We start from the raw sequence: 12,729 nt of genomic DNA, 5'->3' as shown, positions 1-12,729 counted from the left end.
CGAACAGGACCGTGAAACGACTCTACGCCGATGATAGTGCGGATTCCCGTGTGAAAGTAGGTAATCGTCAGGCTCCCCTCAAGACAGAAACCCCCGCCCGATCAGGCGGGGGTTTTTGCATTTGTGCGGCGGAAATCACTACCGCATCAATCGCAACATCAAATCCCCTCAATCGCCCCTATCTCCAGCGATTCAATCGATTATTGATCGCATCTTCGATCAAGATCGCAACTTGCCCTCCGCTAGTCGTACCGTCCGTCTTCGGATCGTCCGGCCAATACTGCCCGTCCGGCCACGGTGTTGTGATGGTCGGCGATAGGCGATGTTGATCAACGATAATCAGTAAATGCTGCTTTCTGACGAAAAAAATCCCACTTTGTCTGGCCGCTCTTCGATGCACCGCGTCCCGGGCATCACGCAGCGAACGCAGCGCAAAATCGTCACAAGAAATCTATGCGCATAAAGTTCGTTCACGGGACATGCTCGGCAGAGCGAGGAGCCACTCCTTCGGGGTAATATCGCCGTTCGTCCCGATCTCACGGTGCTTGTCTGCATCCGCCGGCGGTCGGCGTCTTCTTTTGCATTCCGTCTCCTGCATCGTTCATGACTGACAGCCCCGTCCAAAGTGGTCGGACGACCGACTTCTTGCCATATCTCGTCGCCGCGACGTTCTTCATGGAGTATCTCGACACGACCGTGATCGCGACCGCGCTGCCGCAAATGGCCAGCTCGTTCGGCGTTGGGCCGAACGCACTGAGCCTCGGGATGACGGCTTACATGTTGGCGCTGGCGGTGTTCATTCCGATCAGCGGTTGGATCGCGGATCGCTATGGCTCGCGGACGGTCTTCGCGAGCGCGATTGTCGTCTTTACCGGCGCGTCGGTGCTGTGCGGGCTATCCGAAGGCGTGATGTCGTTCACGGCTGCCCGGCTGCTACAGGGCGTCGGCGGGGCGATGATGGTGCCGGTCGGGCGAATGATCGTCGTGCGGAGTACCGAGAAGGCGAGGCTGATGCGTGCGATCGCGACGATCACGTGGCCGGGCATCGTCGCGCCCGTCGTCGGGCCGCCGGTCGGTGGCTTCATCACGACCTATGCATCGTGGCGATGGATCTTCCTGTTGAACGTCCCGTTCGGCGTTGCTGCGCTCGTTTGTACCTGGTTGATCGTTCGGAACACGCGGGCCGACGAGCAACGGCCGCTCGACTGGGTCGGTTTCGTGTTGGCTGGCGGCGCATTGACCTGCCTGCTGATCGGCACCGAAGCAGCCGGCCAGCAGGATGTCGACTTCACGCGCGCGGGCGTCCTGGTGGGGGCAAGCGTGCTGTTCGGCATCGCCGCATGGTTGCATGCGCGACGCTGCGCACATCCGCTGCTCGATTTCACGACGCTGAAAGTGCCGACGTTCTCGGTGACGGTGATCACCGGCTCGATCACGCGGATCGCGATCAACGCCGTCCCATACCTGCTGCCGCTGCTGTTCCAGATCGGCTTCGGGCTGTCGCCGTTCCAGTCGGGGCTGTTGTTGCTCGCCAGCGCGCTCGGCAATCTCGGGATGAAGGCAGGCACATCGTGGATCCTCGACCGTTACGGCTTTCGGCGCGTTGCGCTCGTCGACGTGACGATCGTCGGCATCTTCACGATCGCATGCGGCTGGCTGACCGCGTCGACATCGCTGGCGATCACGCTGTTCGTCGTATTCGTCTACGGACTCACGCGGTCGATGCAGTTCACGACGCTCGCGACGCTGGCTTATGCGGATATCCCGGCTCAGCAGACGAGCGCGGCCAGCACGCTGTGGAGCGCCGCGCAGCAGATGACGATCGGGATGGGGATCGCGTTCGGTGCATTGTCGCTGCGGCTCGCGGCATGGGGGCGCGGCGATGGGGCCGGCATGCACTACGTGCTCGACGATTTCCGCTGGGCGTTCGTTGCGGCGGGCGTGCTCGCGCTGCTGACGTTGCCGGGCTACGCCCGGCTGGCTTCCGATGCCGGCGATCGGCTGCGGGCCAACGTGGCGCGCGGATAGGCCGGACTGCAAATCGTATTGGCGGGGAGACGGGGGAGGGCGCGTATTTTTCGGCGTTCACCGGAAGCGCTGATGCGTGGCGGCCGCGTTCGCTCGACGGTCGGCGCAACCGGTCTTCCGTCACTCGGGCGAGTCGGCCTTCCGGCCGGCCATGCTTGGTCGGTTCGTGTTCCGAACGACGACGTGCGATGCAGGGACGAGCGTGAATGCGATGCGCAATGAGCGGCGCGGCAGCAGCGCAGCTGTTTCGATTCTCGCTACTGCGCGTCATGAAAGATGATGCCGACCGTGTGGCGGTGGCCGCTTCGAATCCGGCTGACGCCATGACGCAGGTTGACGCGATAGACGCCGCGGGTTCCCTGCACAGGCCGGCCGTGTACCGCGAAGATCACAGCATCACCTTGCGTCAGCGGCACCACTTCCGCACGCGACTGCATGCGTGGTCGCTGTTCCGTCAACACGAACTCCCCGCCACTGAAATCGCGGCCTGGCGCCGACAGCAGGATCGCGACCTGCAGCGGAAACACGTGGTCGCCATACAGGTCCTGGTGGAGGCAGTTGTAATCGTCGGCGCCGTATTGCAGGATCAGCGGCGTCGGTCGCGTCTGCCCCGCCGCGTGGCAGCGATCGAGGAACGTCGCATGGTCTTTCGGATAACGGACGTCGATTCCGAGCGCCTGGTTCCAGCGATTCGCGACCGGCGCGAGATGCGGATAGATCGTCGCGCGCAGTTCGGCGATGACGGCTGGCAGCGGATACGCGAAATACTTGTACTCGCCGCGGCCAAAGCCGTGCCGCGCCATCACGACACGTGAACGATAGAGCGCATCGCGCGGATAGAGCGACGCGAGTGCATCGCACTCACTCGCCGACATCAGGCCCGGTACGCGCGCGCATCCGTAGCGATCGAGTTCCGCCTCGACGCCCGGCCAGTCGAGGGTGCCGACGCGTTGTGCGATGTCCAGCGGTTCGACGGCAGGTTGCAGATCGGCAATGTTCACGGGCATACCTCGGGGTATCGGCAGTGTGGCGCCGTGCGATCGCGCACGGTCGAATTCACGAAAGTTGACGAACCCAGTCTAGCGGTGTCCGTGTGCCGGTACGCTCCAGATCTTGCGCTTTAATTCGGATGGAAAAACGTTGTAGGCACGGCATCGACACACTAAATGCAGTGACGTGACGTGACGTGACGTGACGGAGCGGAGCGGAGAGGCGGAGAGGCGGAGAGGCGGAGAGGCGGAGAGGCGGAGAGGCGGAGAGGCGGAGAGGCGGAGAGGCGGAGAAGCGACAGATCCGACCTGCCGCGGCGGATGGCCGGCTATCGCCCGCCACCCGCCGCATCGCCGATCAAGCCAGCGACCGGAACAACCAGTAAAGCCCTGCCGCCAGCGCGATCGACGCCGGCAGCGTCAGCACCCAAGCGAGGACGAGGCTGCGCACCGTGCTCCATTGCAGCCCGGAGCCGTTCGCTGCCATCGTGCCCGCGACGCCCGACGACAGCACGTGTGTCGTCGACACGGGCAGCCCATACATGTCGGCGGCGCCGATCGTCAGCATTGCGACGAGTTCGGCCGATGCACCCTGTCCGTACGTCAAATGCTGCTTGCCGATTTTTTCGCCGACGGTCACGACGATCCGCTTCCAGCCGACCATCGTGCCGAGACCCAGCGCGATCGCGACAGCGACCTTCACCCACGTCGGAATGAACTTGGTCGCGTGGTCGAGCTGCTTGCGATAGTTGTCGATCGCGAGCTTGTCGTCGGTGGCGAATGCGGGCTGGCCCGATTTCTCGATCAGGCGAATGGCTTCGGATACCAGATACATCGTGTTGCGCACGTTGTCGACGTCGCGCTGCGGCACGGCCGCCATCGAGCCCGACGCGCCGACGGCGGTCGCGAGCGACGTGGACAACTGCGCCACGGCCGGCAGCACGGCGGGCGTCAGTTCACGATGCTGCACGTAGTGTTCGACATCGGCGCGCGGATTCGAGGAAGGCGCGACGCCGTTCGTGTACTTCCCGAACGTCGCAGCCGCCTGGTTCGCGACCGCCACGAAGGTCTGCGATTCGGCGGGCGTGACGGCCTTGTTCAGTGCATACGCGGTCGGCACCGTGCCGATCAGGATCAGCATGATGAGGCCCATCCCTTTCTGTCCGTCGTTCGACCCGTGTGCGAACGACACGCCGGTGCAGGTGAGGATCAGCAGGCAACGAATCCAGAACGGCGGCGGCTGGTCCTTCGGCGGTTCCTTGTACAGCTCGGGAATCCGCACGACGGCCTTCAGCAGGAGCAGCAACAGCGACGCACACAGGAAGCCGACGATGGGCGAGAGCAGCAGCGACTTGCCGACGCCGAGCGCCTGGCCCCAGTCGACGCCGCTCGTGCCGGACGGCCCGTGCATCAACTGGTTCATCAGTCCGACGCCGATGATCGACCCGATCAGCGTATGCGAGCTCGACGACGGCAACCCGAAATACCAGGTCGCGAGGTTCCAGACGATCGCGGCGATCAGCAGCGCGAACACCATCGCGAAGCCCGAGCCGCTGCCGACCTGCAGGATCAGCTCGACCGGCAGCAACTGCAGGATGCCGAACGCGACGGCTCCGCTCGAGACCATCACGCCGAGGAAGTTCCACATGCCCGACCAGATCACTGCGACGTTCGGCGTGAGCGAGTGCGTATAGATCACGGTCGCGACCGCATTCGCGGTGTCGTGGAAGCCGTTGACGAACTCGAAGCCGAGGGCGATCAGCAGTGCTGCGCCGAGCAGCAGGTACGGGAACATCGACCCTTCGCGGACCGGCGACAGATCGTCGACCAGGTGCGTGGCGATATAGACGGCGCCAAGCACGAGCACCAGCAGGAAGACGGTATAGCCGATCTGCCGGGTGCGCGCGACGGAGGCCGAATTGTTCGGGGCGGACGAAGCAGGTTGATTCATGACGACATCTCGTAAGGGAACCTCGTTCGATCCTAGCTGCGGCTAGCAGTCAGTTTGATGACAGTCGGGATGACGAACGGTGTGTCTTACGGGATGTAAGGCGAGCGGCGGCATGCGAAGCGTCGGGGGCGCATCGTCCGCTCACATAGTGAACACGTCAGCGGCTTACGCGCCGGTGTCGCGCGGGTCATCGTCCGCCGTGGCCAAGGTCCAGCCGGCCGGTGATGCGACGAACGTCGTGCACGACAGCGGCGCGACGTCGACGCGTGTGGCCGCCCCGGTACCCATCCGCAGCACATGCGCGATGGCTGCGCGGACGATCGGCGCATGCGTGATCGCGACGACGTCGCGATCGGGCGGCAGTGCGCTCAACCATGTGCCGACGCGATGCGCGGCGGCGTCGAACGATTCGCCGCGATGCGGCGACGCGGACGGCGTACCGATCCACGCCGCCAGTTCGTCAGGCAGGTCGCGCGCGAGATCGTGCAGCCGCTTGCCGCACCAATTGCCGTAATCGATGTCGCGCAGCGCATCGTCGATATCGGCGTGCAGTCCGAGTGCGTCGGCGGTCTGCCTTGCGCAGCGCGCCGGACTGCACAGCACGAGCGAGCCGGCACCGCCCGTCCAGCGGCCGCGCAGTGCAGTGGCTTCGGCCAGCCCGTGCGCGTCGAGCGGATCGTCGTCGGGAAACGTGCCGGTGCGCATTGCGCGGGTCGAGGCGTGTGCGATCAGGCGCAGCGAGGCATGCATGGTCATGTCGGTTGTCGGACGATCGGGAGTGGTGCGCACTTGCCGGATGTCATCGCTTCAATACGCGAACGTTCGCGCGTACAATTCGCCCGATACGAAGCGCGGAAGCCGGTGCAATTCCGGCGCGGTCGCGCCACTGTAACCGGGGAATCGACGATCCCGGAAGCCAGACCTGCCTTCGTACCCATCCATCATTTGTCGGGGCGCGATTCCCCTGAGGTGCATCCATGAGCGAAGCAGTGCTGAAGCCGGCGGTCGTGCCGGCGCCCATTCCCGTCCGTGAACTGTTGCCGTGGGCCGTGTTCGTCGGCCTGATCCTGCTGCTCGCACTCTATTTCGTCGGTGCGGAACAGGGCGCGACGTCGCTCGTGCCAGGCATGTACGTTCACGAATTCGTCCACGACGGCCGCCATCTGCTCGGCTTTCCCTGCCACTGACGCGGAGTAAAAAGATGGTCGGAAAGCTGCTCATGCGCGGGATGCTCGCAGGCATCGCCGCGGGCCTCCTCACGTTCGGTTTCGCGAAAATGGTCGGCGAACCGCAAGTCGATCAGGCGATCTCCCTAGAGGAAAAAACCGCCGCCGCTCAAGGCGAGGCGCCGGAACCCGAGCTGGTCAGCCGTCACACGCAGGCCGGCCTCGGGTTGCTGACGGGTGTCGTGACCTACGGCGCGGCATTCGGCGGGCTGTTTTCGCTGGTCTTCGCGTATGCATACGGACGAGGCAGTCGCCTGCCGGCACGGCCGCTGGCCGCGTGGCTCGCGCTGGCGGCGTTCGTCGCGCTCGTGATCGTGCCGAACCTCAAGTACCCGGCCAACCCGCCGTCGGTCGGCGACCCCGACACGATCGGCTATCGCACCGGCCTGTTCTTCCTGATGATCGCGATCTCGGTCGCGACGATGGTGTTCTCGGTCGGCGTGCGCCGCCATCTGCTGGCGAAGCTTGGCCAGTGGAACGCGTCGATCGTCGCGGGGCTCGTGTTCGTCGCGATTATCGCGGCCGTGCAGATCGGGCTGCCGTCGGTCAGCGAACTGCCGGCCGATTTCCCTGCGGCCTTGCTGTGGAAATTCCGCGTGGCGGCCATCGGCATGCAGGTGATCATGTGGACGACGATCGGCTTGCTGTTCGGCGCGTGGGTCGAGCGCGGCGAACGCGCGGGCATGCGCGCCGCCTGACGCGGGGACAACCGGACGCGCCTAGCGCAGCATGCGCGGCGCGCTCCACGTCGATTCGCGCGCCAGTGCGACGAATGCGGCCAGGTAGTCGATCGATGCGTCCGCTTCGCGGATGCCGAGGAAGATCTGCTTCGCGATGCCCTGCTTGCCGAGCTTGACCGGCACGACCGGCATCCGGTCCGCGTACTCGTCGGCGAGCCATCGCGGCAGCGCGGCCACGCCGCGCCCGCTCGCGACCATCTGCAACATGATGTCGGTCGTCTCGATCGACTTGTGCCGCCGCGGCACGATGCCGGCCGGCGTCAGAAACTGGTTGTAGATGTCGAGCCGGTCGGTTTCGACCGGGTACGTGATCAGGATCTCGTCCGTCAGTTGCTCGGGGCTCACGTAGTCGACATTCGCGAACCGGTGCGAATCCGCGACCACCAGCACCTGTTCGTAGTCGAACACGGGATCGAAGCGCAGCCCCGGCTTGTTCAGCGGATCGGGCGTCACGAGCACGTCGATGTCGTAACCGAACAGCGCGCCGATGCCGCCGAACTGGAAGCGCTGCTTCACGTCCACGTCGACGTCGGGCCAGCACGACAGGTACGGCGATACGACCTTCAGCAGCCACTGGTAGCACGGGTGGCACTCCATCCCGATGCGCAGCGTGCCGCGCTCGCCCTTCGCGTACTGCTTCATCCGTTCCTCGGCGAGCTCGAACTGCGGCAGCAGCCGGTTTGCCAGCTTCAACAGATACTGCCCGCCCTGCGTGAGCCGCAGGCCGCGGCCTTCCCGGTCCCAGATCGGCGTGCCGAGCTGCTGCTCGATTTTCCTGACGGTATGGCTGAGCGCCGATTGCGTGAGGTGCAGCGCATTGGCCGCCGCGGTCAGCGAACCCTGGCGCTCGACTTCGCGAATGACGACGAGATGGAATCGTTCCAGCATGGATCGCGCTCATGCAGCCAATGCATGAGAAATATTAATGGATGAATGAAATAATGCCATTTTATTTCATGGTTTGAAATCCCTATGATGGCTGCCGGATCTTCACCTTTTCTCTGGACGGCAGCTTCATGGTCACGACACACAACCTCGGTTTTCCGCGCATCGGCGCGAAGCGCGAACTCAAGTTCGGTCTCGAGCGCTACTGGAACGGCGAATCGTCGCGCGACGAACTGACGGCACTCGGCGCCGAACTGCGTAGGCGTCACTGGCACGATCAGCGCGATCTCGATCTGGCGCCGATCGGCGACTTCGCGTTCTACGACCAAGTGCTCGACATGAGCTTCACGCTCGGCAACTTGCCGAAACGCGTGCAGGATTTCCACGGCGATGCGCTCGACAACTATTTCCGCGTCGCGCGCGGCCGTTCGGCGCGGTCGGCTCAGGAGCACGCCGCGTGCTGCGGCGGTGTCGCGGCCGGCGAAATGACGAAGTGGTTCGACACGAACTACCACTACATCGTGCCGGAGTTCCATGCGGACACGAACTTCTCGCTCGATCCGTCGCGTCTGCTGCAGCAACTGGCCGAAGCGAACGCGCAGGGCGTGCACGCGAAGCCGGTGATTCTCGGCCCGGTCACGTACTTGTGGCTCGGCAAGGCAAAGGACGATTCCGATCGTCTCGCGCTGTTGCCGAAGCTGCTGCCGGTGTACGGTGCGCTGATCGACACGCTGACCGCGCAAGGCGTCGAATGGGTGCAGATCGACGAGCCGATTCTCGTCACCGAGCTCGATGCCGAATGGCGCCACGCGTTCCGTACCGCGTACGCGGCGCTGGAAACTCGCCGCATCAAGCTGCTGCTCGCCACGTACTTCGGACAGCTTCAGGACAACCTGACGCTCGCGGCGTCGCTGCCGGTCGACGGCTTGCATATCGACGCGATCAATGCACGCGACGAAGTCGACGCGCTGGTGCGTGAACTGCCGGCCGATCGCGTGCTGTCGGTCGGCGCGATCAACGGCCGCAACATCTGGAAGACGGACCTGAACGCGACGCTGGACTGGCTCGAGCCGCTCGCGAAGCAACTGGGCGACCGGCTGTGGCTCGCGCCGTCGTGCTCGCTGCTGCACGTGCCGGTCGATCTCGCGAGCGAGGAGAAGCTCGACGCGGAAATCCGCTCGTGGCTCGCGTTCGCGCTGCAGAAGCTCGACGAGCTGAAGGTGCTCGCGACCGCACTGAACGAAGGTCGCGACAAGGTGGTCGACGCGCTCGTCGCGAATGCCGCCGCGATCGATTCGCGCCGCCGCTCGCCGCGCGTGAACAACCCGGCGGTGAAGGCTGCGATCGCCCGCATCGACGCGCAGCTCGGCAACCGCGCGAGCCCCTATACGCAGCGTGCGTCGAAGCAGTCGGCGCGCCTGAACCTGCCGGCGTTCCCGACGACGACGATCGGCTCGTTCCCTCAGACCGCCGAAATCCGTCAGGCGCGCAGCCGGTTCAAGGCCGGCGCGCTGGACGAAGCCGGCTATCGCACGGCGATGCGGGCCGAGATCGAGCGCAGTGTCCGCGAACAGGAGTCGCTCGAACTCGACGTGCTCGTGCATGGCGAAGCCGAGCGCAACGACATGGTCGAATACTTCGGCGAACAACTCGACGGCTACGCATTCAGCCAGTTCGGCTGGGTGCAGTCGTACGGTTCGCGCTGCGTGAAGCCGCCGATCCTGTTCGGCGACATCAGCCGCCCGAAGGCGATGACGGTCGAATGGATCGCCTATGCGCAGTCGCTGACGGACAAGCCGATGAAGGGCATGCTCACGGGCCCCGTGACGATCCTGAACTGGTCGTTCGTGCGCGACGACCAGCCGCGCTCGGTATCGTGCTACCAGCTTGCGCTGGCGATCCGCGATGAAGTGCTCGATCTCGAGAAGGCCGGCGTGCGCGTGATCCAGATCGACGAAGCGGCGCTGCGCGAAGGGCTGCCGCTGCGCCGCGCGCAATGGAGCGAATACCTGCGGTGGGCGGTCGAGTCGTTCCGCATCGCCGCGAACGGCGTGCAGGACGATACGCAGATCCACACGCACATGTGCTATTCGGAGTTCAACGACATCATCGCGTCGATCGCCGACATGGACGCGGACGTGATCACGATCGAGACGTCGCGCTCGGACATGGAGCTGCTCGATGCGTTCGACGATTTCAAGTATCCGAACGAGATCGGGCCGGGCGTGTACGACATCCATTCGCCGAACATCCCGACGCAGGATCACATCGTCGGGCTGATGAGGAAGGCGGCCGAGCGGATTCCGGCGGAACGCCTGTGGGTGAACCCGGATTGCGGGCTGAAGACGCGCCAATGGGCGGAAGTGATTCCGGCGCTGACGAACATGGTCGCCGCCGCGAAGACGCTGCGCAATCAGATGCGCTAACCACGCAGCGGGCGCTGGGCGGCGCCGTCGCGATCGACGATCGGACGGAAAAAAATCGGCCCGCGGAAGAAGCGGGCCGATTTTCGTCACGCATGCATTTGCGTATCGCGTCGCGCTACGCGGTGCGTGTGCCGCGCGGCAGCGCGTCGTTCGTCTTGCCGGGCGCACCCGCATCGTCGATGCCGACGCGGCGCGCGATCAGCCACACGCACAGCGACGACAGTGCGGCGGCGCTCGTGTACTGGATCGCGAGCGGCCACCATTGCGGGGCCGCGTTCTGCGCGATCAGCGTCGCGACGAGCGGCGTGAGGCCGCCGGCGAGCGCGCCGCACACCTGATAGGCGATCGAGATCGCCGTATAGCGGATCCGCGCGACGAAGATGCCGCTGACGAAGCCCGCCACCACCGAGTAGTAGCCCGATTCCGCGAGCGTCGCGAGGCCGACGCCGACCGTGATCGACACCGGCGTGCCCAGGTGCACGAGCGGCAGCATCACGAACGGGACGATCATCGCCCAGGCGCCTGCGATCAGCAGCACGCGCGTGGTGCCGAAGCGCTGCGCGAGGAACGCGGCCGCAAGCTGTACGACGAACTGCAGTACCGCGACGATCGTCATGCAATGCAGCACCATCGACCGGTCGAGCGACAGGAACTGCGTCGCATAGCTGATCATGAAGATGTTGCTGAAATACACGCCGGCGATCCCGTACACGTTCGCGCCGATCGCGAGCAGCAGCAGCGGCCAGTACTTGAGTGCTTCGCGCAGCGGTTTTTGCGCGATGTTGCCGCTCTGCTTCACTTCCTCGAACTCGGGTGACTCCGACACGCTCGCACGGATCACGAAGCCAACGATCAGGAGCACCGAACTCGCGAGGAACGGCACGCGCCAGCCCCAGCTCATCATGTCGTCCTTCGACAGCGTGCTGATCGCGCCGAACGCGAGCATCGACAGGATCAGGCCGCTCGCGCTGCCGAGCTGCGCGAACGACGCGAAGAACGTACGCTTGCCTTCGGGCGCATGCTCGCCGGCCAGCAGCACCGCGCCGCCCCATTCGCCGCCGACCGCGATCCCTTGCAGCACGCGCATCAGCACGAGCAGGATCGGGGCGATCACGCCGGCTTGCGCATGGGTCGGCAGCAGGCCGATCGCGACCGTCGACACGGCCATCAGCATCAGCGTCGCGAGCAGCGAACGCTTGCGGCCGAAGCGGTCGCCGAGGTAGCCGAACATCACGCCGCCAAGTGGCCGCGCGAAGAAGCCGACTGCGAACGAGCCGAACGACGCGAGCAGGCTGATGAAGCGGTTTTCGCCGGGAAAGAACAGCGGCCCGAACACGATGGCAGCGGCGGTCGCGTAACTGTAGAAGTCATACCACTCGATCGTGGTGCCGACGAACGAAGCGAGCGCCGCCCGCTTCGGTTGTTTGACGGAAGTCCCCATCTTGATGTGTGCTCCTCTGGAATCCTCTGATTTGGAATGGTGGCGGCGCGGGGATCAGTCGCGGTACGCGACGCCCGGCAGCACGCACAGCAGCTCGTACGCGAGGTTCGCACCGAGCAGGGCCGTGGTGCCGAACGGGTCGTACGGCGGCGCGACTTCGACGAGATCGCACCCGACGATGTTCAGCCCCTTCGCGCCGCGGATGATCTCGAGCGCCTGCGGCACCGTGAGGCCCGCGATTTCCGGCGTGCCGGTGCCCGGCGCGTAGGCCGGATCGATGCCGTCGATGTCGAAGCTGATGTAGACGGGCGTATCGCCGACGCGCGCGCGCACTTCTTCCATCAGCGGCGCGAGCGACTTGTTCCAGCATTCCTCGGCCTGGACGACGCGGAAGCCCTGCTCGCGGCACCAGTCGAAATCCTCGGCCGCGTAGCCGGTGCCGCGCAGGCCGATCTGCGTGACCTTGTCGCCGTGCAGCAGGCCTTCCTCGACCGCGCGACGGAACGGCGTGCCGTGCGCGATCTTTTCGCCCATCATCGTATCGTTCACGTCGGCGTGTGCATCGACGTGGATCAATGCAACCTTGCCGTGCTTGCGGTGGATCGCGCGCAGGATCGGCAGCGCGATCGTATGGTCGCCGCCGAGCGTGATCGGCTTGCAGTCGTGCTCGAGAATCGCGTCGTACGCGGCCTCGATGCGGGCGATCGAATCGTGCAGGTTGTACGGATTGATCGCGACGTCGCCGATATCGGCGACCTGCAGCGAATCGAAGGGGGCGGCGCGCGTGGCCATGTTGTACGGGCGCAGCAGCACGGATTCGGTGCGGATCTGGCGCGGGCCGAAGCGCGCGCCCGTGCGGTTGGACGTGCCGAGATCGAACGGCACGCCGACGAAACACGCGTCGAGGCCTTCGGCGCTGGCCACGTGCGGCAGGCGCATCATCGTCGCGATGCCGCCGCAACGCGGCATTTCATTGCCGCCGAGCGGCTGGAAATGGGTGTGGTCGTTCATGGGGTGTCTCTTCCGGGGTGGGGTTGCCGTAT

Annotated in this window: 10 protein-coding genes and 1 riboswitch; of the genes, 4 read left to right on the top strand and 6 right to left on the bottom strand. The window is 65.1% G+C overall.

The window, feature by feature from the left end:
* Positions 1-603 precede the first annotated feature (603 nt).
* Positions 604-2,028 (top strand): DHA2 family efflux MFS transporter permease subunit, encoded by a 1,425-nt coding sequence (locus WT97_RS07530; RefSeq protein WP_060353254.1) that lies wholly within the window; start codon positions 604-606, stop codon positions 2,026-2,028.
* Between the two features lie 257 nt (positions 2,029-2,285).
* Here WT97_RS07530 and WT97_RS07525 read toward each other — a convergent pair whose 3' ends face one another.
* From WT97_RS07525 to WT97_RS07515, 3 genes are all read right to left on the bottom strand, one after another.
* Positions 2,286-3,029 (bottom strand): 2OG-Fe(II) oxygenase, encoded by a 744-nt coding sequence (locus WT97_RS07525; protein ID WP_179949673.1) that lies wholly within the window; start codon positions 3,027-3,029, stop codon positions 2,286-2,288.
* 346 nt (positions 3,030-3,375) lie between these two features.
* Positions 3,376-4,968 (bottom strand): inorganic phosphate transporter, encoded by a 1,593-nt coding sequence (locus WT97_RS07520; protein WP_059500526.1) that lies wholly within the window; start codon positions 4,966-4,968, stop codon positions 3,376-3,378.
* A gap of 165 nt (positions 4,969-5,133) precedes the next feature.
* Positions 5,134-5,724 (bottom strand): histidine phosphatase family protein, encoded by a 591-nt coding sequence (locus WT97_RS07515; RefSeq protein WP_059789280.1) that lies wholly within the window; start codon positions 5,722-5,724, stop codon positions 5,134-5,136.
* 45 nt (positions 5,725-5,769) lie between these two features.
* Positions 5,770-5,913: riboswitch (cobalamin riboswitch) on the top strand.
* Positions 5,914-5,945: 32 nt separating this feature from the next.
* Between WT97_RS07515 and WT97_RS07510 the strand changes: the two genes are divergently transcribed.
* Positions 5,946-6,155: a CbtB-domain containing protein gene (locus WT97_RS07510; RefSeq protein WP_006488502.1), complete on the top strand. Its 210-nt coding sequence runs from the start codon at positions 5,946-5,948 to the stop codon at positions 6,153-6,155.
* 14 nt (positions 6,156-6,169) lie between these two features.
* Positions 6,170-6,892 (top strand): CbtA family protein, encoded by a 723-nt coding sequence (locus WT97_RS07505; RefSeq protein WP_034204110.1) that lies wholly within the window; start codon positions 6,170-6,172, stop codon positions 6,890-6,892.
* 21 nt (positions 6,893-6,913) lie between these two features.
* Here the strand turns inward: WT97_RS07505 and WT97_RS07500 are convergent, their stop codons facing one another.
* Positions 6,914-7,822 carry a LysR family transcriptional regulator gene (locus tag WT97_RS07500; protein WP_059789278.1) on the bottom strand — a complete coding sequence of 303 codons (909 nt, stop codon included), beginning with the start codon at positions 7,820-7,822 and terminating at the stop codon, positions 6,914-6,916.
* A gap of 128 nt (positions 7,823-7,950) precedes the next feature.
* Here WT97_RS07500 and metE point away from each other — a divergent pair, with 128 nt between their 5' ends.
* A complete protein-coding gene (gene metE / locus WT97_RS07495) occupies positions 7,951-10,245 on the top strand; it encodes a 5-methyltetrahydropteroyltriglutamate--homocysteine S-methyltransferase (protein ID WP_059789277.1) in 2,295 nt (764 codons plus the stop codon).
* Between the two features lie 115 nt (positions 10,246-10,360).
* Here the strand turns inward: metE and WT97_RS07490 are convergent, their stop codons facing one another.
* Positions 10,361-11,686 (bottom strand): MFS transporter, encoded by a 1,326-nt coding sequence (locus WT97_RS07490; protein WP_060353253.1) that lies wholly within the window; start codon positions 11,684-11,686, stop codon positions 10,361-10,363.
* Between the two features lie 54 nt (positions 11,687-11,740).
* Positions 11,741-12,697 carry an agmatinase gene (speB, locus tag WT97_RS07485; RefSeq protein WP_059500531.1) on the bottom strand — a complete coding sequence of 319 codons (957 nt, stop codon included), beginning with the start codon at positions 12,695-12,697 and terminating at the stop codon, positions 11,741-11,743.
* Positions 12,698-12,729: the final 32 nt, after the last annotated feature.

The sequence above is a fragment of the Burkholderia sp. MSMB1459WGS genome (genome assembly GCF_001534535.1).
Lineage (GTDB): Bacteria > Pseudomonadota > Gammaproteobacteria > Burkholderiales > Burkholderiaceae > Burkholderia.
Note: the sequence above shows the minus strand (reverse complement) of the source record. Positions and strands in the feature narration are given on the sequence as shown.

Excerpts from the sequence above, each read along its gene's own strand:
- WT97_RS07530 (WP_060353254.1), top strand. The coding sequence starts at position 604 with ATGACTGACAGCCCCGTCCAAAGTGGTCGGACGACCGACTTCTTGCCA.
- WT97_RS07520 (WP_059500526.1), bottom strand. The coding sequence starts at position 4,968 with ATGAATCAACCTGCTTCGTCCGCCCCGAACAATTCGGCCTCCGTCGCG.
- WT97_RS07515 (WP_059789280.1), bottom strand. The coding sequence starts at position 5,724 with ATGACCATGCATGCCTCGCTGCGCCTGATCGCACACGCCTCGACCCGC.
- WT97_RS07510 (WP_006488502.1), top strand. The coding sequence starts at position 5,946 with ATGAGCGAAGCAGTGCTGAAGCCGGCGGTCGTGCCGGCGCCCATTCCC.
- WT97_RS07505 (WP_034204110.1), top strand. The coding sequence starts at position 6,170 with ATGGTCGGAAAGCTGCTCATGCGCGGGATGCTCGCAGGCATCGCCGCG.
- WT97_RS07500 (WP_059789278.1), bottom strand. The coding sequence starts at position 7,822 with ATGCTGGAACGATTCCATCTCGTCGTCATTCGCGAAGTCGAGCGCCAG.
- metE (WP_059789277.1), top strand. The coding sequence starts at position 7,951 with ATGGTCACGACACACAACCTCGGTTTTCCGCGCATCGGCGCGAAGCGC.
- WT97_RS07490 (WP_060353253.1), bottom strand. The coding sequence starts at position 11,686 with ATGGGGACTTCCGTCAAACAACCGAAGCGGGCGGCGCTCGCTTCGTTC.
- speB (WP_059500531.1), bottom strand. The coding sequence starts at position 12,697 with ATGAACGACCACACCCATTTCCAGCCGCTCGGCGGCAATGAAATGCCG.